We start from the raw sequence: 22,874 nt of genomic DNA on the forward strand, positions 1-22,874 counted from the left end.
AATTGACCAACGGTGGTTACGTCACGCTTACCGTCAATGACGGTGAAACCGTAGATCTTAAACTGGTTGATGGCAAACTGGTGACGCTGACTGACGAAGCGACGGACTACCAATACGACAATGGCACCATCTCTTGGACTGAGACGGCACCTGCAGAAGGTGGCACCATTACCGTCACTGCAACCCAAACCGATAAAGCGGGTAATGAATCGGCGCAAGGTTCTGACTCTGCAGAGATTGCTGCCAATTCACCACAATCTGAAGATTTCGATACGACGGTTAGTCAAAGTGGTAAGACGCAAGTTGTGTTCGATACTGCTAACACACCACTTGGATCTGAGAACAATCCAGACAGTGACCATATCTCTGATTTAGAGGATGACAACAGCGACGGTGAATTAAAGGTTGTGATCACTGAACTACCAGACCATGGAACGCTTTATGTGAAAGAGGGTGATACGTTTGTTGAGATCAAACCGGAAGACCTATACACCGGTATTGAAGGAGATGAATTTGAACAATACGACCCTGATTCAATCTATTATGAACCTGATTCAAATGCTGACGGGTTTATTCTTGGCGTCAAAGGTGCCGATTTAAATAGTGAAGATAGGGCGACTCAAGAGCATTTCTTGAACTGGGGCGAGCCAGTCGACGGTGACCCTAGTACGAGAGAGTTGAAGCTTGGTGATGACGTTATCACTATCTCATCGAATAAAGGTTCACTTACTCAATACTTGGGCGATCCAGGCAAGAAGCAAATTGGCCATGGGATTGGCGTCGATAACGACGGAGGAATCCAGCAGGATGAAACCATCACAATTGATTTTGCGAGTCGACCGGCTGATTCGATCACACTGGGTCTTGATGGTCTAGGAGGATGGTTTAACAAAGATCTTAATAGCAATAAGGAAACGTCAGTAACGATAAAGGTTAATTACTCTTATCAAAACCAAGATGGTTCTATAGTAAATGGCGTAGTGGAATATGAGTATCAAAAGAGCAACTCTGGTAACAAAGATTTGTTCAATGAAATCACCATTCCAACCGACACTTTGATCACAGAAGATGGTGTGCTTACGGTTACACAAGGTTCATTGCCCGAAGGTGCGCTGATTAACAGTGTTGAATTAGGCACCGAAGGTCCGGGTAACTGGGAACTGCGCTATATGGAAACAGAGTTATCTGACAGCTTTGATTACAAGGCGATCGATAGCGACGGTAACGTAAGTGATGAATCTACAGTAACGATTAACGAATCAAACAGTGCTCCGGATGCTAACGACGATCCAAAGAGCTTCAGTGTTAGTTTGGGTTCATTTAATACAGAAAATGGTCTTAAGTGGTCTGATGAAGGCGCGACAGTTTCGACAAGTAAAGAAGGTCAAAAGATCCATGAAGATAGCCTAAAACAAGGTGTTCAAGGCGACAACAATGGCGGGCCGGATGATCAACTGCAATATAACCCTGAGTCTGGTGAATCTGAGCAGTTCATCATCAATTTGGACAAGCCAGTCACTGAGTTTAGTTTTAGCGTTTCCAATCTGTTTAAGGATGAAGGTGGAAGCGGAAATCACGAGCAAGGACGTTGGGTTGCTTATCTTAACGGGCAAGTTGTTGCTAGTGATACTTTTACAGCTAATGATGGCAACCATCAGGGAACATTTCACGTGCCAGCGGATGGAGAATCACCGTCGTTTGCGTTTGATAAGATAGTGTTTGAAGCGACTGAATTTTCAGATCAGCCAGCACGAGGCGATGATTCATCAGATTACTTTATCACCGGTTTTGAAGCCTCTTCCGGTGATGGTACCTATGCGATGAATCAAGGAGAAGTGCTCGAAATACCACTGTCGGAACTGCTCAGCAACGATATCGACCCAGAGCAAAATAATATTCGTATCACTTATGTTTATGGTGAAACTGAAGGTGAGGCTTACATTAAGGATGGCAAGGTTTACTTTGAAGTGGGCGAAGACGTGGAGGGAGAAGTCAGCTTCAAGTATCAAATAACGGATGACAACGGTGGTTTTGATAGCGCGACTGTCAATGTGTTTGTGAACCCTCAGCCATCTAATGGTGTGACAGTGGAGTCTGTTGAAGCACTGACTAATCAAGTATCCGAGGGGGAGTCACTGGTTTATAAGGTGACCCTCAATGAAAGCGCTCTAAAAGAAACTGAGCTCGATGCTCAGTTTGGGCCAGAAAATAACTCGGATATTGATCTTTCAAGTGCGCAATTTAGCAATGGTGTTAAATATGTCGATGGAAAATTGGTCGTACCCGTAGGGGTAGATTCGTTCTCAATTGTTATTCCAACGGTCGTTGATAACCTCTTTGAAGTGACTGAAGAATATGCAATTACGGTTGGCGGAATTGGTGCGACCGGTGAAATTACCAATGTTATGGATGACGCACTTGGAAGCGAAGATCAGCTAATTGAATTGGACATCACCAACATAGATACCTCGGCCATCACAGGCATCGCGATATCCAATCTTCCAGAGGGTGCCCAACTTGTAGTGAATGGAGTCTCAATTGATTTGAGTGAAAGCCCTGTTTCGATTGATATAGCGGCAGACACCAAAATTGAAATCGTACCTCCTAAGGATAGCAGTGAAAGCTTCGAGCTCGTTGTTCAACCAATTGATGCAGACGATCGCCCTGTCGGTAATAAGCAAGAGTTAACAGTGAACATAGAAGCCGTCGCTGATACACCGAAACTTGAGATACTCGGTGAACAAGTATTGACGACATTAGATTTTGAAAGTGTTGATTTGGGTGGTTCTCGTTGGAAAGGGAATATACAAGCAGATGGACTAACCGAGGAGGGCAGTAGCGCTCAGTGGGGGACAGACAACAAACCAAGCACGGTTGAAGTTGGCCTTGAATCAACATATCGAAAGGGTTCGAGTGACAACCAAATCTTAGAGCTAGAAGGTCACCGCGGTGATGACTCACTGCACGTTAGCTTTAATGGTGTGGCAGGCACTTTTTATACACTATCATTCGATGCGGCAGCTCGTCGCGTTGGTGATTCACCATTGACCGTATTTTTAGAAGACGCGGACGGCAATAGACAAACCATTTTTGAGTACACAGAGGCGAGTGATTGGACAACGGTTGAGCAAAAATTCCAAATTCCATCCGATGGCAATTACCAGCTAGTATTTGAATCAAGTGATGAAAACGGCGTAGACAGTAACTCTTATGGAGTGTTGTTAGACAACATTTCATTAGTAAAAACTGATAACTATGGTTATGAGGGCGAGTTCATAAACTTGAGTGATATTAATGTCTTCGCTTCAACTGACGATAGAAATGAAGCTGAACATGACTACGGCTCTGAGAGTTTAAAGGTAGAGCTTACCGATATTCCTGATGGTGCTGAGTTACGCATCAATGGTCAATCGATAGATATAATCAATGGCAGTGCAGATTTGACTAAGTGGAAAGACAATTTAGATGATTTGCAGATCAAATTGTCGGATGCACGTGATGAGCCGTATGCGGTTAATGTAAAGGTTACCTCAATCGAAGAGAGTAACGGTGATTTCAAGGTGGTTGAAAAACCAATTAACATTACCGTTATCGATAAACAGGAAGGTATACATAATACGCCGCCTAACGCGCAAAGCGATGATTTAGATAGTGTTGCTGGTCGAAAAGAGTTTTCCTTTAAGGCGTTAGTTAGTGATGCAGAAGATGATTTGGACAGTAGTAAAGAAGTCACCATTCTCATCCAATCTGTACCGATTTTTGGTGATATCTTTTATGTGAATGATGCAGGTATTCGCGTCAAACTAGTCGTAGGAGATGAGATTACTGAAGATACCGCTCTCGAGTATATCGTGAACCCTGGAACCATTAATTCAGCGTCAGCATTGAATGATATACAAGACTCATTTAACTATGTTGCGCGTGATTCTGATCTTGCACTTAGTGATGTCGCGACGGTAAATATTGATAGTAGCAATCTTGTTATATCAAGCACCCCTAACGGAATAGATCACGTGAGGATGAATTACCGCGGTGATCAAACACATGAACAGGTGCTATGGAGCGTGTCCGGTATTGCTCAACCAATAAGCAATCAAGAACTAGAAGGGCATAAAGAAGGTCTATTTATTGATGTTGGCGAAGGTGGCGATACAGTCTTTGTCGGTGGTGGTAGCGACACGATTTATTTAGGCGCTAGTCATACTAGTTTGGATGAACATCAAAACCAAGATGAAAGTATTGGGCAGGTTATCCGCGATCTAATCGATGACTATGCACAAGGAGCCGATGGTGTGCATCTGGTGGATGGACACGCTAAATTTACTGATAACGATATCGCTAATAATTCTTTGACTGAATTTGAAGAAAATTCAGATCTGATATTAAACAGTACCGCTAATATCGATATTGCTCATGCAGGCGGCGGTGATGACACGGTTTTTGGAGAGGATGGTTCAGATGCTATCTTTGGCGGTTCGGGTAACGATAAACTGTTCGGTGGTCAAGGGCTTGATGTGATTCGGGGCGGTACAGGCAATGATTACATTGATGGTGGCACGGGTAATGATGTTTTAATCGGCGGTGCAGGTAATGATGTATTTGTAGGCGGTCAAGGCGAAGATATCTTTAAGTTCATCGACCAAGGTGACGGTATTCGAGACGGTGAGGTCGATACGATAAAAGACTTTACTCGCGGTGAAGACCATATCGATGTGAGTGAATTACTCGATCTTGATGAGGGCGTAAATCTAGATGATTTACTAAAAGTGACTTTAGACGAAGATGACGATCTTAAGCTCACCATTGAAGATGGGGAATCGAGTCAGTCTATTGTTATCGAGGGTGGTGCATCGCAGTTCAGTGAACATATTAGTGGTGACGCGGTTGATTCCAGTGCAATTCTGCAAAATTTGCTAAATCTTCCTGACAATAACCATTGATAAAAAAAAGGACCGAAAGGTCCTTTTTTTGTTTATTACAGAGAAGCAATCGTTCATTCTCAAAATTGAGAATTAATAATTTGAAGCGGTCAAATGATTGATATTTATTAGTTAACACCGACAGGGCAAACAAAGCTTTAAGTGAAAATAGTAGCAGAGTTAAAAAGCGACACTAGATTAAAAATAAAATAGTCAATAATTATAGCTGATGACCTGAATTAGATTTTGCATGGTGGTAGCTATGAAATTAGATGGATTGACGACTATCGGTAAGTTGGCTGTTGGGCAAGCTATCGCTATTGATGCTCTTGGTAACGCGCGAATTATACAGCCGGGCGAATCACCTAATACAGGAGAGGTGATCATTTCACAAGGACCGCAACAAACACCTGAAGCTAGTTTAGTCAGCGCTGATGGTACACCCATTGACATTACTGATGATGTCAACCAAGTCATTGAGGCTGTGCAGCAAGGTGAGGACCCTACTCAACTAAGTGAAGAGTTAGACCCAGAAGCAGGCAGTGAAGATAGCTCAAGTGGCACAGTACTAGATACAGTGTCGAGAGTCGGTGATGAGACCATTGCAGCTACTGTGTTTGAAACTCAAGGTTTTAGTAGCCTTGGATTGTCAACCACACAAAGCCTTACCCTGCTAGAGCAATTTCGTACCTTATTCCTTTCATCATTTGATGGTAATGAGCCGCCTGGTGGTTCATCCAACACACCGCCGGAATCTGAAGACTTTAGAGTTGTACTCGATAATGACGGTCAATCTGCAATCGTGTTTGATAGCAATGATGAAGAGAGTGACCATATATCAGATTTAGAAGATGATAGCTCCGGCGAACCATTAGGCGTCGTGATCACAAAATTACCCCAATCTGGTACCTTGCTCTATGATGGCGAGCCAGTCACTGAAGATATGCTAACCCTATTCGATGACAATGATGAGGTGATTGGTGAGTTGAAAGTCTTGGATTCAAGCCTGTTTAGCTATCAAAATGACGATCAATCGACAGGCTTTATACTCGGTGTAAAAGAGGCGCCTGAAGGACGAGATGGTGATGAGAGCAGCACGGCTTTCTTGAATTGGGGCGAGCCTACTGATGACCCGAATGTCCGCGTGCTTAACTTTAGAGATGACCAAGATAACATCGTCGATCAAATATTTATTACGACGAGTGGCGGTGTTCCAACCCAATATTATGCTGATAAGAACCATATAGGATATGGCCTAGGTGTCGGCGGCGGTGATGGTATTCAACAAGATGAAACCATTACGATAGATTTATCGCAGCGACCAGCTGATTCAATCACTCTTGGCCTTGATGGTATGGGGGGATGGTTCGAAGAAGGTCACCCTAAAGAAACCAAAGTGCTAATTAAAGTAACGTTAGACGACGGTACTGTTCTGGAAGAGATGGTCACTAAAACGACATCTGGCAACACGGAGCTATTTAGAGAGATTAGTTTCGACGTTCCTGAAGGGGCTAACGGTGTAAAGATAATCAATGTAGAAGTGTCGACCGACGGCCCGGGTAATTGGGAGTTACGTTATCTTGAAACCAATACGCCTGATGATTGTTTTGATTATCGAGCGGTAGACAGTGACAACAATGTAAGTGAAGTGAGCACCGTTACTATTGCCCCTGGTTATAATACGCCGCCAGTGGCGATCGACGACCCTGAGGGGTTCAGCGTCGCATACGGCACATTTAATGATGATGTTTGGCAATACGAAGGTTCTGAGATTACGGCATTTTACGATGGAGAAATGCGTGACATTTCAGGTGACGGTCTAAAGCGAGGTGTCACCGGTAATGAAAATGGTGGACCAGCTAACCAAATTCAGTTTAATCGCGAAGACGGAATTTCAGAACAGTTCGTATTCAATTTAGAAAAGCCAGCGACAGAATTTAGCTTCACTTTCTCAAACCTATTTTTGAATGAAGGTGGCGAGGGAAATCATGAACAAGGTAAGTGGGTTGCTTATCTTGGTGATACGGTAGTTGCTAGCGATTTATTTATTGCTAACCAAGGTAATAATCAAGGCAGCTATACCTTTTCTGGAGATGTCGCCTTTGACCGGGTTGTGTTCGAAGCCGTCGATTTTGTTATTGAACCTGCACGTGGCAGTGATTCTTCCGACTATTTCTTGACTGGATTTGAGGCTTCTGGCTCTGGTGCTTACGCAGCAAACCAAGGTGAGGTATTACAAATTCCCATCAGTGAGCTGTTAGGTAACGATTACGATCCTGACTCAGACCATATTCGCTTCACGCACGTATCTGAAGCGAATAATGCGCAAATATGGGTAGAGAACGGCATTGTTTACATTGATTTAGATGATGATTTTAGCGGTCCAACGACGTTTGATTATCAAATAACGGATGACAGAGGCGGATACGCGGAAGCAACCGTTAATCTCATTGTCAACCCAGCACTCGCTGATGCGTGCGTGCACGATGTGTCGCTATGCGATGATATAGTCGTAGAAGGGCAAAATTTAATCTACAAAGTGACTTTGGATATAGGTGCATTACAGCCAACTGAATTTGCACTCGATCTTGGTGCTGTAGGGGACGGCGCGAGTTTGGATGATGTCGATATAAACAATATTCAATTCACTCATGGCGTCACTTATGATGACAATAGTGGTCTTATCACCGTTCCTGTAGGTGTTAGTGAGTTCTCAGTGATATTGCCAACGGTAATAGATGATCTTGATGATAATCTTGAACAGTTTACTTTATCAGTGGGGGGGGTATCGTCATCTGGCACCATAGTCGATGTGTATATTGATCAGGAAGAAGACACCATCATTTCCTACCATGATTTTGAGCAAATTGACGTCGGTAAACGTTGGAGTTACTTAGATGTAGAGAACTTGAATCTTGCTAATACCGAACAAGGGATAGACGATGGTGCGGAAGGTGTATGGGGAACCTCTAATCGCAACGACATCGTTGAAGTAGGTAAAGAGAAGGTTTATCGAGATTGCCCTGATGATCGAAATAATAAGGTCTTTGAGTTAGAGGCACGTCGCGGTGACGATCAGTTGTACACAGAGATTACCAATGCACGTCATGGACAGTTTTTTACATTGGCATTTGATGTCGCTAAACGGAATCACTGTTTTTCGCCAATGGCAGTCTTTTTAGTTGCTGCGGATGGCGTGTCTAAAGAATTACTTTATACCTACGATCAAAGCAAAGGTTGGACATCGGAAATCATCCATTTCCAAACACCGGAAAGCGGCGATTATAAAGTGGTGTTTGAGTCAACAGATGCTGATAGTTACGGTGCACTACTTGATAATATAAAACTAGAAACGCTAAATAATGTTGGCTATGAAGATGGTTATTTCCCATTGCACAACATTATGGTTAGTTTAGGTAGTGATGCGCTGAGTTTAGACGACTTTCAGGTCAAACTCGATGTAGGTAATCTACCACAGGGCAGTCAATATAAAATTGGTGATGATGAGCTGTTTGCAGACAGCGATGGTCATATTGATGTTAGTGCTTATCAAGGTGATCTTTCTGGGTTGTCAGTCTTAGTGACAGAGCCGGGAAACTACAGCTTCGATGTGTTGGTACTGAGTGAAGATGACCTAGAGTTAAAATCAAGTCCAGTTGATATCACTGTGTTACCAGAGGGCTCCTCAATTCAGCAAGGGACTGATGATGCAGACCATATCGATGCTAACTTAGGTGATGATATTTTGTTTGGCTTTGGCGGCGGAGATACATTTACTTGGCAATTGGTCGACTTTGATGGTGGACTAGATGTTATAAATGACTTCACTATCGGCGAAGATCTCATTGATGTATCAGATCTACTTGAGCCAGGAGAAACGATAGACGACCTACTAGGCAATCTCGATGCCCAAATGAATGATAATGATCTGACTCTCACCATTACCAAAGGCGGCCAGTCACAATCTATTCAGCTTACAAACATTGCCGACCAGTTAGGAGGCTCAATCGACGACCAGCTATGCATGATAATATGTGACCCCAACCCGTAAAATGTTAGCCCCCATCAAGGGGGCTATTCAATTAGGCTGACGTCTTATATTGAGCGACCTCTTTATCCATGTCAGAGGCCTGCAGGGCAACCTTATCCACTTCAATTAGGCAATGTTTCGCAGAACTCGTGTTGTTGTCAGAGATGGTGTTTAGTTTAGTAATAGAATCACTGACTTGGCTCATCACAACACCTTGCTCCTCAATAGCAGAAGCGATTCGTTCTGAGTTTGCTTGGATTGCGTGCATATCATCAAGGATTTGGCTAAGACTGTTATCTAATCGTTCAGAGCCATCTAGCGTCTGCTTACCTTGCTGATTACATTGGTCTATGTCAGTTATCACTGTTGCCATTTGAGATTGGATGGCGTTTACGACGTTGGTGATTTCAGTCGTAGATTGATGGGTTCTGCTTGCAAGTGCACGAACTTCATCGGCAACGACGGCAAAACCTCGACCTTGTTCACCCGCTCGTGCTGCCTCTATCGCTGCGTTTAGCGCCAACAAATTCGTTTGTTCGGCGATTTCTTGGATAATATTAACAGCATCTCCAATTTTATCGACATGATGATTCAGTGAGCTGATAGACGTCTGGCTACCTGAGAGGCGATCTGATAACTGGGTGATATTATCAACGGTTTCTACTACCACATTTCTGCCGTTTTCAGCGTTAATACTAGCTTGTTGTACGCCTTCGGCCGCAACTGATGTACTTTCCGAAATCTCGCGAATTGTTGCTACCATTTCTTGAACTGAGGTCGCCATGTTGTTGGTATGATCGGCCTGTACTTGGAATTGCTGTATTACAGATTCAAGCTCATTGTGCATGTTGGACGTACTATCGTAGAGTTCATGCGCCTTATGCTTAGTGTTTGAAAGTAGCCCCTCAAGCTTGTCGAGAAGTTGGTCAAAATAACTACCTAATGAATCTAACTCATCGTCTCCCTTCAGTCGGACACGCAAAGAAATATCATCATTGCTAGAAATATTTCGAATCACGTCTAACAATGATTCGATTTTAGTGACGATTGAGCGCGAAATTTGAGCAATGAAAAGAATAATTAGAATAGAAACAACGGCACTTAAACCATTTTTGATCATGCTAAGTTGACTAATGTCTTTATCTGCTTGTTCAGTTAGTTTTTTTTCAAACGCTTTGAATTGTTTCTCGACTTTGTGAGAAGCAGAACGCGCTTCACCTTGCAGGCCGTCTTTATAGTTTATACCAATCGTTAATTTCTGGTCGAACACATCTTGTGCAGCATCCATGATCTCATTGCCATTGTAGGCCAATAGTTCAGGTCTAAATTCACCGTCTTTTAACTGAATGTCGAATTCAATCAAGTTGACCATGTCCGCGCTATCGGAATTGTTTTTTTCGGCTACTAGTGCGTTATTGTAATTACCCAGAAATCCTTGGTCAGGCCCCAAACCTAATTGCTTGTATGCGGTAACAAGTTCCTCAAACGCGGTCTGATAAGCAAGTATATCTTGGTGGAGGGTGCCACTATTGGGTAAGGCATTCTCTTCGAGTAATACATCCAATTGCTTTTCTATGGCAATAAATTGGCTAAGATTATCTTCGAACTTATCTAAATATTTTAAATCGTGACGGAGTAAGAAGTCTTTTTCATTTCGTCTTAGATTAAGTAGACGAATCTCTAAGTCTTTAGTTAGTGTAGTCGCAAGATTTAGATTCTCAGTTGTATTGGCATAGTGGAGAGAGGTACTCAGCAAAGCTCCAATACCGATGACGGCAATAGTACCGAGTAAATATAGTTTCGTTTTAATTTTCATATGAGACTTCCGAACTAATGATGACTGAAAATTGACGTTGTTATTATTTTGCTGTGTAAGAATGCTCATTATGTAACATTCGTGAAACAAACTAAACCTATGCAATCTATAGAATATAGGAATTAAGTGTATCTTTATGTTAATAAAATTCGATCAATACCTAGGTTTTATCTTCGATATGGACGGGACTTTACTAGACACCATGCCGATTCATCTCGAAGCATGGCGTGATACTGCTCATCAATTTGAGTTCCCGTATTCTAGTGAGTGGATCAATAGTTTAGGGGGAATGCCAAGCCGGAAAATACTAGAAGAGATTAACCGTGTTTATAAGTTGGATATCGATATCAACAAAGCGTCGAAATATAAAATGAAACGTTTTGGGGAGTTTTCTACTGATATAAAAACGATCCCGGTAACCGTAGATCTCTTAAATCGCTTCTACAAAGAGAAGCGAATAGCAATAGGTACGGGGAGTCAGAGAGCGAGTGCTGAAAAATTAGTTCAGAGTTGTGGGTTAGTAGATAAAATAGATGTACTCATAAGCGCAAATGATGTTGTTAACCACAAGCCCAACCCTGATACATTTCTTCTCGCGGCTGAGAAGTTAGACATACCGGCAGAAAAGTGTCTGGTGTTTGAAGATACCGAGCTTGGGTTGCAGGCAGCGCATGCTGCTGGCATGGACTGCGCACTTGTTAAAGACGAGCAATTAATTTACTACCCGTGTGAATAAAAAAAGCCGCTACCGCGGCTTTTCATGAAACGAGTTAACGATCCCAATAGGCTTCTTCAAGACTATCTTCTCTTTCAGGTAAAGAACTTGATAGGCGAGGAGAGTGCTGAGTAAGGACCTCATAGCTTACGCGGTTTGCGTATTTACAAATTTGCGAAAGTGATGAGTAAGTTAAGTACGTGCGATCATGCTTAGTCGAGCCAGGTACCGTTACTTCATGGAAGCTATTTGCTGCGATATCGTGTAGCAGAGCAGATAAAGCCGCGTCGCCAGCACCATTCGTATTCTTAATTTCGATTGGACCACCAAGGTATGGACCGATATGAGAATACACTTTTTGCGGAGTGTCACAGTCAGCTTTACGCATTGCTCGGCTAAATTCGTATCGGTTGAATTCAGAAATCACGCCGTGCTGTAACATATGATCAGTTTCTCGTAGTGCTTCTACATCACTGAAACCCGCCATATATAAACCGTTTGGCCCAGCGGTACATAGTACGAGATCGACCCATTCAAGCGCTCGGTCTGCTGCTTGAAGAGGATCACTAATACCGGTTAGAGCCTCACCTTCCTCTTCGTTCATCGCAACGATAGTGATGTTTTCTTTCAGGTATTCTTGCCACCATTTAGCGTTGCCTTCGATGACCCATTTTGTTCCAAGCGTAAGAACAACCGGTACATTTTTCGATTTAGCAATTTCAATAGCTCGAGCGACAGCTTTAGGCATTGGATCTTCAGGTTTACCGCGCATCAAGTACGATGAAACAACTAAAGCAGATGCTTTTTCGAAAACACTTTCTGGGATGCTTTCTGGGTTTAGTTGATTCATATGACCTTCGTTGATCGCAAACGTGCGTTCACCGTCTTCGGTAATCAACGTATAGCAGCGACCAATAGGACCCTCTACCATTTGCAAATGGTTTAGGTTCATGCGAGCAGAAGTGCGGCAAAGGTAACGGTACGCGAAAGAACCCACTTCGATATTACGAGACATAACGCCTAGCAATACTGATTTGCTGTCTGCTAAAACAGAGTAGTTGTGTAGTGTGTTACCAATAGTATCACCAGGATATTGGTGAGTAATGAGTCCGCGCTCAACAAGCTCAACGTAGAGCGCGTCTGCTTTGCTTTCTTCTAAAACTAGCGAATGACCTTTACTTAGATCATATTTAGCGAGAAATTCATCATCAACGCGAGCTTCAATGTCTACGATGGTTTGACCCACACCAACAACAATTGGGCGATACAGCTTAGATGGCTGTTTTGCTTTAGCCAATGGATCACGTGCGTGAGTTGGAAAATAGTGCTTAGATTTGCGCTGACCTGGAAATTTCATCTTTTAAAGGGGGCTAAAAAATTTTCTGCATCATATCACATTGATGATAGATTCCTTTCATCAAAATTTCACTAAAATGTGCTTTGATTGCTTGTTTGCGGCAATTTTGAGCTATTCACAACTGAGGGAAAGGGAGGCTTGAGATTAAGTCGTAGAGTGAAAGTCGCTGGAGTGACTATCAGCCCTTTATAATGAGCCTGCTAGTCACTCTCACATTAAAGCGTTTACTGGTTATCTGTCGATGGCGCTTTGTACGCTTTGGTTCCCCATAGCGGGACTGTAGAAAGGCTATGCTTAAAGCTTCCATCGGTCTCTTTCGTGGTGTAAGACAGATAGAGTAGTGTTTGGCTATCTGCGTCGTAAATTCGTCTAACTTTCATCGTTTTAAAGAAAATACTTTTAGACTGTTTGAATACCACCTCACCAGACTTACTTTTATCGATTTCATTGATCATTTCTGGTGTGATATCACCCGTTTGACGGCAAGAAATGGAACTATCACTAGGGTCAGATAGGCTTAAATCCGCCTCGATTGAAGCTATGTGGCATGTAACCCCTGTCACTACTTCATCTTGTAAGTGGCCAATTTTGATGTCTTTCAGAGTAAACATCCCTAAACTAACATCTCCAACTTCATTATCAGAACATCCTGATACAAGGCCTGCGAACAATAATGCGAGTAAAGTCTTTTTCATGAATTCTTACCTAAAGAACTGAGTTTGATAAATTATAACATAAAGTAACAATTCCTTAGTATTATCAATAAGAATAATCGCTTTGGCCTATCACAGATCACCGTGGTTGGTGTGGAAATCGAGTACTGTTACGGTATAACAATTGGATTTAATAATAATGGCAATCGCTGTTCTCGCTTGTACTCACCGTGATTTTGGTAGGGCAAAGTCATCGTGATCGAGTTTTACTGAGTTGCAATAGCGTATATAGGCATATAACACTTGTGTTCGAAGCCAAGCGTGATTAAGCTTCACGGAGTATTCTTATATGGCAATATGTATATGTCTCTTCAAATTCCTCAAATTGCGACTATCAAAAATCAGTGGCTGTCCCAGCAAGTTGATGTAGAGTTTCCGACACAAGAGAGCCTGAAAGGGCGAGAAATCTACCAAAATTGGGTCAACGAAAAAAATTACGTAGATTTGAGCGAGTACCTTGCAGACGATAGTCAGTTAGAACAGAGCCTTGATGGACATGAAATTTACTTAGTTGATTTTCATCGTTTGACCGTGATGTTTGCCTTGCTTCAAGCTCAAAGGTGGCAGGATGAAGTCGAGCAAGAGCTAATCGTTGAGTTTTTAACTCAGATTATATATTCAGAACCTTGCCAGCTTTATTTAGGGTTTAAAAACGGAGAGCCAACCGCATCCGCGATTGTGACGGTAGCTGATGAACAGGTTTTGATTTCAGATGTGTTCGTGTTAGAGGACACTGAGCAAAGAGCATTCTTAAAGTCTCTTTTGTCTAAGGACGAATTGTCTGATTCGTTACAAAGCGCAAATAAGGCGTTCCTAGAAATTTAAACGTTACTGTTTACTTAGATATACCCAAGCACCTTGAAGTTACTTGGGTATAAAACATCCCTCAGAATCATCCTCTTTCAATTTTACCTAGATAATCGGCTAAACCAATCCTCCGTTACTGACAATAGTCATTACAAATAAAAAAGTTAATCGTATTCAAAGATAGAATGACACTAAAGTTTAACTCGTAATGAAAGGTGATGGGCAGCAACATTTAAAAAATTAATTGGATCAAAAAATGCATTTTGTTAACTACAACCTTTCAGGAATTTAAAATCAACTTAATATTTAGAGACTGAAAATAAATGCTAAATGTTATGTCTATGAAGAAAACTCGATGTGTTATTTTTGATTGTGAGGGCACCTTGGTCGATAGTGAGGTGCTATGTTGTCGTGCGCTATCTTCTGTATTTGAGAGTTTTGGTGCAGAGTTAACAGTCGAACAAGCGATGGAACACTTTGTCGGAGGAAAGCTTGCCGACATTCTTATAGACACAAGAGAGCGACTCGGTCTAAAAGTTTCGATAGATGTGCTGGAACCACTTTATCGGATCACCTTGAGAAATCTCTATGAATCAGAACTTAAACCGATGAATGGTGCCAAAGCTTTGCTCGACTATTTGAATGGGCGGAACATCGAATATTGTGTGGTATCAAATGGCCCTAGAGACAAAATCTTACACGCTCTTGAGCTCACTGGGCTGTCTGATTACTTTTTAGGAAAGGTTTTTTCTGCGTTTGATACCAATAGTTGGAAACCAGAGCCGGATTCTATTTTATATAGCGCAATGAGTATGGGTTATCGGCCAGAAGAATGTGTCTATATTGATGATTCTGTAAAAGGGCTTGAAGCTGGAGTGCGAGCAGGAATCACGACCTTTCAGTTAGAAGGGGTGAACAAGACAACTTACCCTGGGATAAGCAGGGTTATAAAAAATCTCCGCGAGTTAGAAGAGATGGTTTAAAGACCCGTAAAGGGTCTTTTTCATTAATGGATTAACGATGGTTGCAGGTTGGGAATCAGTGATTCCACATTCGTTTGATAGTGCTCAACGGCAACAACCAGATGAACGGACTCAAAAAATGAGCCACATTGCGCGCAAAGCATAGAACCTGAATTGGAAATCAAGAACTCATCACACTTACACAGCGGGCAGCACTCAATATCCTCTATTGATAGTTTGTCTTTCATACGATCTCCTGGAGCAAGCAACAATTTGTTTTTAGTTAGCATTTGTTTTTTTGTTTTAATAATAATTTCTGTATTTCATGAATACAGATTTAGTCTAGTTCAAGCTCTTTAATGGTATATGTAATTTCTATGCTTTTCGTTAAACTATGAGAGTCAACTCAAGAATTACGAAACGTGATAACAATATTAGCACTATCTAGCTACCGCAAAGTTAACGCTGTGTGATTTTTAAAAGGTAAATGCTAACTTTTTATATATTGAATAGAAAATAAAGGCTTAGATTGATCAAATGAAAACCAAATTTTGCATTGTCCTTACGACAACTAATAACGATGATAATAAGAAATTGATAGTAGAAACTTTACTGGCAAATCGAGTTGCGGCCTGCATTCAGAGTATGCCAATTGAAAGCCACTATATATGGGAAGGCAAAGTTTGTAGTGACAACGAGAGTTTGCTGGTTATTAAATCGACCCAAGAGCGCTATGCTGAAGTGGAAAAACTGATTGTGGAACATCATAGTTATGAAGTTCCACAAGTGGTTAAATTGCCCTTTATAGAAGGCTTCAATCCTTACTTAGCATGGCTGGAGCAAAATACGCGCCTTTGAATAACCAACAAAATCAGTGAACTAATTGCGCCTAAAGTATCCATTAGCATGTCTTTTTGGGCATCCCAGATATCGCCTTGCGAACCTAAGAAAGCGATGCCCTCATCCCCACCAGCAAGTTCCGCATACCACCATTCAATGATTTCATACCCTGCGGCCAGAGACATAATAGAAAACAGTGCAAACAACAATGCTAGCATTGGTTTTACAGCGTGTTTTCGGATTAGGTATTCCGCAATAGGGTAAGCGTAAAATCCGATTGAGTAATGAGCTACACGGTCAAAATGGTTACGATCGTCTGAGCCGATTAATGAGTTAAACCAATCAAAAGGGACTTCAGCGAACGTGTATTTCGAACCTATTGTATGAAGTACCATCCAGACGAACATCAAAAAATAGGCAGTCTTTGAGAACTGAAAGTCGATAGATAGCCACCAGATTATACCCAAGGCACCAACGACGGGAATAATCTCGGCAATCCAAACGGCGCGTGAAACGGGCTCTATTGCAGAAAAAACAAAAATCACAGAATAAACGAGAGTAAGCAGTGTGAGAGTTTTCAAGTTTGAATTGGGTGTCATATCCGTTCCATATTTTTATTTCCTAATCAGTAGCAATATAGTAAACCAAAATAAAACAGTGTTCAATTACATTTTGAACGCTGTTTTATTGGGTGGTTTTGTAAGTGAAACGTCTAAATGAGGGATTAGTTCAAAACCTCACGGCTTGTATACTCGTTTAGTTGAAAATCAAAAAACAATCTTAGTAAGCTACACTTGAAGTAATATATTTAACATCAACAGGACGTTATGCAGCACAACTCTTGCCCAACCAATAATCAGCATATGGAAAACCCTTTGCTTTGGCCGATTCTCGAAGTATTACGTAAACAATCTACCGGTTGGAAGGTGCATACGTTGGCCAGCGAACTTATTGATCATGGCTTAATGCCAGTACTCGATACGATGCCGGACAAAGACCTGTTTAAAAGAAATTTTCTGATCATGAATGCGTTATATCAACTGCAAGAAACGCTGTATCCAGAACAATACTTACAAATAGAGTCAATGAGTATTGCATTGCTCAGTACTGGAACTTTACACCAAACGATGGATATTGAAGGGCAAGATCCTTTGCGTGAGTACTATACCGATTGGTCGAATTACGAAGCCAAGCAGGGCGAAATTAGACGATTACTGGATGAGTTTTGGAGTCGCTATCGAGACTTTGTCGGCAGTAACAACTCAAAGTTCACTAATGTATCTCGGGAGCAAGCACTAAAAGTATTTGAGTTAAAATTTGATGCGACAGACTCCGAGATCAGAAAACGATGGCGTAAACTTGCATTGAAATGGCACCCAGATCGACAACATGGCAATAGCGAACAATTTCGTCTCGTATGCGAGGCTTGGCATGTGCTGAGGGCTTAATAGAGCGTCGAGAAAAGAGGCTTAGAGAATTGAGAGTTTAGAATCGAGGTGAGACTCGAAAGTGAAAATAGAAAAAAGCGCCCGAAGGCGCTTTTTTTAATGGTTGGCTTTAAATTGTGATTTTCTCATACGGTTTAATGCAGCCATAACATCAAGCACTCGAGGTTTGGCTAGATCACCTTGATTAGGCATCGTCGCAAACCAATTGCTGCTAAGCATTTGTTCAATCTCTTTCGCTGGGTTTTTCGACCAACCCGGTAACTGTGCGAGTTGGAACCACAGCCAGCCAATCGCATTAACTTCAGACGCTGACTCAAGTTGTTCAAGAGCACTAAGATCAGCAAATTCTTTACCAAATCTTAGTGAATCAGTCCCTTTTGCTGATACGCGGAATTTACCGTCTGACAAAATGCCCTGTAATGCCGCTCGGTTTAAGCTACGCGGAAGGTAGGTTGCAAGAGCAGATTCACTTTCATTCGCGCGCAGAGTAGGGTGTTGTGCAATAACTTGTTGAGCTTTTTCTGTGACATCGACAGCTTGGTAGTCATGCATTTGAATCACAGTGTTGGCAACGTCTAGATAGTCGCCTGAACCACCCATTACGATAATGGTTGAGATATCAAGCTCATCACGCAATTGGCCAATGCGGTCAACAAGTGGCGTAATTGGTTCATCACCTTTACTCACTAGGGCCTGCATACGTTCATCACGGATCATAAAGTTAGTTGCAGACGTATCTTCATCAATCAAAAGATTTTGTACGCCACTCTCAATAGATTCTTGCAGCCACGCAGCTTGTGAAGTTGAACCAGAAGCATCTTGAGTTGAGAAGTTAGCTGTGTCTTTACCCATCGGCAAGTGGTTAATGTAATTCGACAGGTTCAAATTGTGTACGCAGCGACCATCCTCCGCACGAATTTTCATGCTGGCTTGATTACTTACAATACGTTCACGGCCATCGCCAGGAATATGATCATAAATAGAGCGTTCGATTGCAGTCAGTAGTGTTGACTTACCATGGAAACCGCCACCGACAATCAAGGTAATACCTTTCGGGATACCCATGCCTCGCACTTGACCATGGTTTGGTGTATTTAGTGTCACTGCCAGAGAGTCCGGAGCAACAAACGCTACTGCCTCTTTCATCGGTAAATCGCTGTTACCAGCTAGACGTGGTAACACAGAACCATCACCAACAAAAGCCACTAGGTTGTGGGCATCCAGTTGTTCACGCAGTGCGTGTTGGTCTTCGATAGTTTGACAGTGTTGAATAAGGTCGTTTTTATCTAGTTCGCGCTCAATAGTACAACGACGGATAAACTTCGGAAGATAGAAAGTCAGAATATTGATTGCTTTCTTTCCAAGTGCTGAACGACCCTCTGCTGGCAAATTAGCACGAAAACGTAATTCAATACCTTCATCAGTAAATAATACGGCGGTTGAATCTAGAACAGTTTGACCAGTAAGCGCGATATCAATATGTGACTCTTGCTTAGCAAACTCAGCAAATCTGCGAGCAATATAGTCGCGTGCCGCAACTTGATAGGAAGGTGATGTTGTTTTTAACCAGTCAAGTCCGGTTAAAGACCATGGACGAATGGCACGCAATCTTGACGCTGAAGCATAAGGGTCAGCTTGTACGTAATCGATAAACAGTGTGAAGTCCGTAAAATCATAACTGCCTTTGATTTGTTGATATGCTCGGTAATTCTGTTTTTCGACTTTTTTTAGAGTTGCGATCAATTGATCCATAGTGAACTCACATATTTGGGAGATGAAATAAGGCGGGGATTATAGAAATCACGCGCCTTGTAGTAAAGGTTTAAGCTACTGAAAGCGAAGATTTACTGTGTCAGCGTAGTGTTTGTTAAGCAGACAAACTTCAAATTCGTCACAAGGCATCGGTCTACCGTAAAAGAAACCCTGACCGAACTCACATCCTTCATTAATGATAAAGGCCTCGTGTTCCGAGGTTTCTATACCTTCTACAGTAATTGCAAGCTCGAGTTTCTTGGCAATTTTTATGATTGATTGCACAATCGTTTTATCGTGCTCACTACTATCAATTTGTTTGATAAAGCTTTTATCAACCTTTATTGCGTCAAAAGGATATTTCTTCAAATAGTCAAACGATGAGTAACCCGTACCGAAATCATCCAGTGACAACGTCACGCCAAGTTGATGCAGCGCCAGCAAGGTTTTCTGGGCGACCTGTTCATCAGCAATCAGCGTACTTTCTGTCACTTCCAATTCAAGATACTCAGGTGGAAGTTGATAAGCAGTCAGCAAGTCTTCGATTTGCTCTGCAAAGTGTTTGTCTCGCAGTTGAACGGCCGAAATGTTAACCGCGATTTTAAAATCACGAATTTTTTGTGACCACTCTGAAGCTTTCGCTATCGCTGAGCGGAGCACAAAATTACCCACTTCAAAAATTAGGCCATTTTTCTCTGCAATTTTGATGAGTGACTCGTTGGAAATATCCCCCAACAGAGGATGTCTCCAGCGTAAAAGTGCTTCGGCTCCTGTCCAGCGGTGCGTTTTAGGAGAAACTTTAGGCTGAAAGTAGAGCAATAGATCTTCGCTTCTTACGGCCTGAAGCAAATAGCTCTCAAGATGATTAAGATTTTTTTGGGCTAAGGCTATCGCTTCAGAGTAGTGGGTCACTTTATGTCCCGAATCTTTACAAGAACGCATGGCTTCACACGCGTTTTGTAACAATGCAATGCCTGATTGAGCATCATTCGTGGTGCTTACTCCAACATAACTGTGTAAGTGGAGAGATTCGCCTTCAATTTCGAACTCAGAATGACTGACATCAATCAGTCGCTGACAGAATTGCTTGATGTCTTCTTCCAGTTGACTCGACTCGATGAGAAAGACTAACTCTGTAGAGGTCGGTCTTGATGTTTGAAGATGGTAACGGGATAAGTATCCGAGTTTTTCTCGTAGCTGCACAAGAATACTTTCCCAGATGGCGAAACCATATTTACTTTGAATGAGTTTGCCATTACTGAAGCCAATATGAATCGCAGCAACTGAAAACTGTGGATGCTCGATTGAAATATCAACGGCGCGGGTTGCTTCGTACTCCAACGAGTTGCGGTTGAGAAAACCAGTGCCCAAGTCGTGTTTTTGGTGGTAGAGAACTTTTTTCTCAGCTTCGCGGCGTTTATCGATTTCTTGATTTAGGGAAAAATTGAGTTTGACTAGATCTCGAGTTCGAGTTTTAACGCGCGACTGTAATTCGTGATTTAACTGCTTTAGTTGTTCATTTTGATAAATGGTTTCAAGTTGTGCTTCGAGGGAGTTTTTGTAACTCTCCAATAACTGAGTACCAGTAGTCGATATCTGGCGAGGTTTATTGTCTAAAACACAAATCGTTCCAAATGGTTCTCCATTAGGCCAATTAATTGGAAAACCACAATAAGAGATCATGCCTAACTTGATATCGGGATTCTTGTCCCATTCACTGTCAGCCAGAGCATCGTTAACAACGAGTTGGCGCTGTTTCTCGATAACATACTCGCAATAGAGTCCTTTTCCTAATGACTCTTTATCCCCTGCGCTATAAGGATGATTTACGTTGTTATTGCTAGAGAACACCTCGATTGATTTATTGTCGATGCGCATTATAAGTGCCGATGGCACATCAATAAGCTGAGCAATCAAATTAACAATATTTTGCCAATTTTCACTCATAGGAAGAGGAATAGCTAAATCGCTGGTGTTAACTTTTGACATTAATTTTCGTCCTTTGTGGCTTTAGCCAGAATGAACACTCCTTGCTAATTTTATAATAGTAGTTCTATTTTTGACTGTCGGAAGCGAGCTTATGCAATCTAAGACAAAGCTTTAGAAGCACGAATAAAATGCAGAAGTGAGTTAAGTCGCTTAGAGTTACTGACAATCCAACCAATAGTGACTCTAACAAAAACAGCCTTCTAGTAGAGTAGAAGGCTGTATGTATATTTACTCTTTCTCATAAATGAGAATTAAGTGTTTCATTTGTGAGTTAGGAACGTTACTCTTTATCAGTAAAAGAGTCGATGAGTTGCTGAAGATCGATGTCAGCTTGATAATCGACCCCCTCTAACTCGAAGCCATTCAATTGCAAAAATTCGCGCTTGAGACCAGTGTAATCGCCAATTTCCATGAAGTTGGATTGGTTCATTACTTCAATGAGTTTACTAACTTGAGCTTGTGTGTCTTCGTCCAATTCAAGATTATCGATACGAACTAACCGTTCACAGTCGACAGGCACTTTATCCACGCCATAAAGCTTAGTCGTGAACAGACGTTGCATTTGTTCAATACAGCCTTCATGAGTGCCTTTCTGCTTCATAACTTGATATAAGGCCATCAGGTATGGTGTTAGGCCAGGGATGAAAACACTGGCTTTAGTGACTAAAGCCTTACACACAGACGCGTACGCGCCACCATCAAAGTTAGCCAGTTTTAGGTTCAAAGAATGGCTGGTTTGATGCAGGTCTATTTTTGCTCGGCCTAATGTCCCGTCTAAATAGATAGGGTGTGTTAGCTCAGGGCCCATATAAGAGAAGGCAACCGTCTTACATCCTTGAGCAATCGATTCAGAATTAATTAATGCGTCAACCCAGGCTTCCCAGTCATCGCCGCCCATTACTTTTAGCGTAGCTTCGATTTCTTCATCGTTAGCAGGGCTTAGCTCACCATCAAGCCATTTGTCATGCTCAAGAGAAATTGATGCGCCTTTAACGGATTCACCAATCGGTTTGATCGCAGAACGCCAAACATCACCAGTTTGGTAGTTAGGGCGAACGCCACTGGCAACACTATAGATGATCAGATCGACTTCGCCTTCAAAATAGGTCTCAATCGCTTCAATTACTTCTTCTTTAGTTTGCGGTGAGAAAGCATCCGCTTGGATGTTTACTGCAATGCGTCCGGCAGCCTCAGCCTGCTGTTTGAAATAGAGGTTGTTATAAAAGCCCGCACTACCAACGCCTTTTTCCGAAGGACCACGCTCAAATGACACTCCGATTGTGTCTGCGTTTGCTCCACCGAAAGTTAACGCAATACGTGCTGCTAACCCAAAACCCGATGAAGCACCAATAATTAATACTCGTTTAGGACCCTGTTTGATCGGAACGGCTTTTTTAACGTAATCAATCTGTTGAAGGATTGCCTTTTCACAACCAAGTGGATGCGCACTCCGTGCTACCACGCCCGATATTTCTGGTTTAATTATCATTGTTTTCTCCTAAACCAACAGGTCAAAGAGCTAAGTT

At 42.1% G+C, this 22,874-nt stretch carries 15 protein-coding genes; 7 read left to right on the forward strand and 8 right to left on the reverse strand.

All coding sequences use genetic code 11. The annotated features are described in order from the left end of the window. A partial coding sequence (locus IRQ95_RS14835; protein WP_194437648.1) for an Ig-like domain-containing protein occupies window positions 1-4,940 on the forward strand: 4,940 nt, incomplete at its 5' end. 241 nt (window positions 4,941-5,181) lie between these two features. After that, complete coding sequence (locus tag IRQ95_RS14840) at window positions 5,182-8,970, forward strand: Ig-like domain-containing protein (protein WP_194437649.1); 3,789 nt, start codon at window positions 5,182-5,184, stop codon at window positions 8,968-8,970. A gap of 31 nt (window positions 8,971-9,001) precedes the next feature. On the opposite strand, the gene IRQ95_RS14845 is transcribed toward IRQ95_RS14840, so the two are convergent. After that, window positions 9,002-10,765, reverse strand: coding sequence for a methyl-accepting chemotaxis protein (locus IRQ95_RS14845; protein ID WP_194437650.1), 1,764 nt, complete (start codon window positions 10,763-10,765; stop codon window positions 9,002-9,004). Between the two features lie 136 nt (window positions 10,766-10,901). On the opposite strand from IRQ95_RS14845, the gene IRQ95_RS14850 reads away from it, so the two are divergent. After that, window positions 10,902-11,501 (forward strand): beta-phosphoglucomutase family hydrolase, encoded by a 600-nt coding sequence (locus IRQ95_RS14850; protein ID WP_194437651.1) that lies wholly within the window; start codon window positions 10,902-10,904, stop codon window positions 11,499-11,501. A 34-nt stretch (window positions 11,502-11,535) separates the two neighbouring features. On the opposite strand, the gene IRQ95_RS14855 is transcribed toward IRQ95_RS14850, so the two are convergent. Both IRQ95_RS14855 and IRQ95_RS14860 read right to left on the reverse strand, forming a co-directional pair. Next, a complete protein-coding gene (locus tag IRQ95_RS14855) occupies window positions 11,536-12,837 on the reverse strand; it encodes an inosine/guanosine kinase (RefSeq protein ID WP_194437652.1) in 1,302 nt (433 codons plus the stop codon). A 224-nt stretch (window positions 12,838-13,061) separates the two neighbouring features. Beyond that, window positions 13,062-13,532: a CreA family protein gene (locus IRQ95_RS14860; protein WP_194437653.1), complete on the reverse strand. Its 471-nt coding sequence runs from the start codon at window positions 13,530-13,532 to the stop codon at window positions 13,062-13,064. Between the two features lie 321 nt (window positions 13,533-13,853). Between IRQ95_RS14860 and IRQ95_RS14865 the strand changes: the two genes are divergently transcribed. Both IRQ95_RS14865 and IRQ95_RS14870 read left to right on the forward strand, forming a co-directional pair. Next, window positions 13,854-14,375 carry a flavodoxin gene (locus IRQ95_RS14865; RefSeq protein ID WP_194437654.1) on the forward strand — a complete coding sequence of 174 codons (522 nt, stop codon included), beginning with the start codon at window positions 13,854-13,856 and terminating at the stop codon, window positions 14,373-14,375. Window positions 14,376-14,692: 317 nt separating this feature from the next. Then, window positions 14,693-15,340 carry an HAD-IA family hydrolase gene (locus IRQ95_RS14870; protein WP_194437655.1) on the forward strand — a complete coding sequence of 216 codons (648 nt, stop codon included), beginning with the start codon at window positions 14,693-14,695 and terminating at the stop codon, window positions 15,338-15,340. Window positions 15,341-15,363: 23 nt separating this feature from the next. On the opposite strand, the gene IRQ95_RS14875 is transcribed toward IRQ95_RS14870, so the two are convergent. Continuing rightward, window positions 15,364-15,567 carry a hypothetical protein gene (locus tag IRQ95_RS14875; protein WP_194437656.1) on the reverse strand — a complete coding sequence of 68 codons (204 nt, stop codon included), beginning with the start codon at window positions 15,565-15,567 and terminating at the stop codon, window positions 15,364-15,366. Window positions 15,568-15,856: 289 nt separating this feature from the next. Here IRQ95_RS14875 and cutA point away from each other — a divergent pair, with 289 nt between their 5' ends. Then, window positions 15,857-16,177, forward strand: coding sequence for a divalent-cation tolerance protein CutA (gene cutA / locus IRQ95_RS14880; RefSeq protein WP_194437657.1), 321 nt, complete (start codon window positions 15,857-15,859; stop codon window positions 16,175-16,177). Here cutA and IRQ95_RS14885 read toward each other — a convergent pair. Further along, entirely contained in the window at window positions 16,141-16,758 is a 618-nt protein-coding gene (locus IRQ95_RS14885; protein ID WP_194437658.1) for a DUF2238 domain-containing protein, read from the reverse strand. The genes cutA and IRQ95_RS14885 overlap by 37 nt on opposite strands. Before the next feature lie 228 nt (window positions 16,759-16,986). On the opposite strand from IRQ95_RS14885, the gene IRQ95_RS14890 reads away from it, so the two are divergent. Further along, window positions 16,987-17,607, forward strand: a complete 621-nt coding sequence (locus IRQ95_RS14890; protein ID WP_194437659.1) for a DNA-J related domain-containing protein — start codon at window positions 16,987-16,989, stop codon at window positions 17,605-17,607. A 96-nt stretch (window positions 17,608-17,703) separates the two neighbouring features. Here the strand turns inward: IRQ95_RS14890 and IRQ95_RS14895 are convergent, their stop codons facing one another. From IRQ95_RS14895 to fabV, 3 genes are all read right to left on the reverse strand, one after another. Beyond that, the gene (locus IRQ95_RS14895; protein ID WP_194437660.1) at window positions 17,704-19,359 is read right to left on the reverse strand and encodes an ABC-ATPase domain-containing protein; all 1,656 of its coding nucleotides are present in this window, start codon (window positions 19,357-19,359) and stop codon (window positions 17,704-17,706) included. 75 nt (window positions 19,360-19,434) lie between these two features. Beyond that, window positions 19,435-21,348 (reverse strand): bifunctional diguanylate cyclase/phosphodiesterase, encoded by a 1,914-nt coding sequence (locus IRQ95_RS14900; RefSeq protein WP_194437661.1) that lies wholly within the window; start codon window positions 21,346-21,348, stop codon window positions 19,435-19,437. 280 nt (window positions 21,349-21,628) lie between these two features. Further along, a complete protein-coding gene (gene fabV / locus IRQ95_RS14905) occupies window positions 21,629-22,837 on the reverse strand; it encodes an enoyl-ACP reductase FabV (RefSeq protein WP_194437662.1) in 1,209 nt (402 codons plus the stop codon). Window positions 22,838-22,874: the final 37 nt, after the last annotated feature.

It is taken from the genome of Vibrio fluminensis, assembly GCF_015278125.1.
In the GTDB taxonomy this organism is placed as follows: domain Bacteria; phylum Pseudomonadota; class Gammaproteobacteria; order Enterobacterales; family Vibrionaceae; genus Vibrio; species Vibrio fluminensis.

What these genes read in the sequence shown, in the direction of transcription:
- cutA (WP_194437657.1), top strand. Translation starts at nt 15,857, where the DNA reads ATGAAAACCAAATTTTGCATTGTCCTTACGACAACTAATAACGATGAT.
- fabV (WP_194437662.1), bottom strand. Translation starts at nt 22,837, where the DNA reads ATGATAATTAAACCAGAAATATCGGGCGTGGTAGCACGGAGTGCGCAT.
- IRQ95_RS14860 (WP_194437653.1), bottom strand. Translation starts at nt 13,532, where the DNA reads ATGAAAAAGACTTTACTCGCATTATTGTTCGCAGGCCTTGTATCAGGA.
- IRQ95_RS14870 (WP_194437655.1), top strand. Translation starts at nt 14,693, where the DNA reads ATGTCTATGAAGAAAACTCGATGTGTTATTTTTGATTGTGAGGGCACC.
- IRQ95_RS14895 (WP_194437660.1), bottom strand. Translation starts at nt 19,359, where the DNA reads ATGGATCAATTGATCGCAACTCTAAAAAAAGTCGAAAAACAGAATTAC.
- IRQ95_RS14885 (WP_194437658.1), bottom strand. Translation starts at nt 16,758, where the DNA reads ATGACACCCAATTCAAACTTGAAAACTCTCACACTGCTTACTCTCGTT.
- IRQ95_RS14875 (WP_194437656.1), bottom strand. Translation starts at nt 15,567, where the DNA reads ATGAAAGACAAACTATCAATAGAGGATATTGAGTGCTGCCCGCTGTGT.
- IRQ95_RS14845 (WP_194437650.1), bottom strand. Translation starts at nt 10,765, where the DNA reads ATGAAAATTAAAACGAAACTATATTTACTCGGTACTATTGCCGTCATC.
- IRQ95_RS14840 (WP_194437649.1), top strand. Translation starts at nt 5,182, where the DNA reads ATGAAATTAGATGGATTGACGACTATCGGTAAGTTGGCTGTTGGGCAA.
- IRQ95_RS14855 (WP_194437652.1), bottom strand. Translation starts at nt 12,837, where the DNA reads ATGAAATTTCCAGGTCAGCGCAAATCTAAGCACTATTTTCCAACTCAC.
- IRQ95_RS14865 (WP_194437654.1), top strand. Translation starts at nt 13,854, where the DNA reads ATGTCTCTTCAAATTCCTCAAATTGCGACTATCAAAAATCAGTGGCTG.
- IRQ95_RS14890 (WP_194437659.1), top strand. Translation starts at nt 16,987, where the DNA reads ATGCAGCACAACTCTTGCCCAACCAATAATCAGCATATGGAAAACCCT.
- IRQ95_RS14850 (WP_194437651.1), top strand. Translation starts at nt 10,902, where the DNA reads ATGTTAATAAAATTCGATCAATACCTAGGTTTTATCTTCGATATGGAC.
- IRQ95_RS14900 (WP_194437661.1), bottom strand. Translation starts at nt 21,348, where the DNA reads ATGTCAAAAGTTAACACCAGCGATTTAGCTATTCCTCTTCCTATGAGT.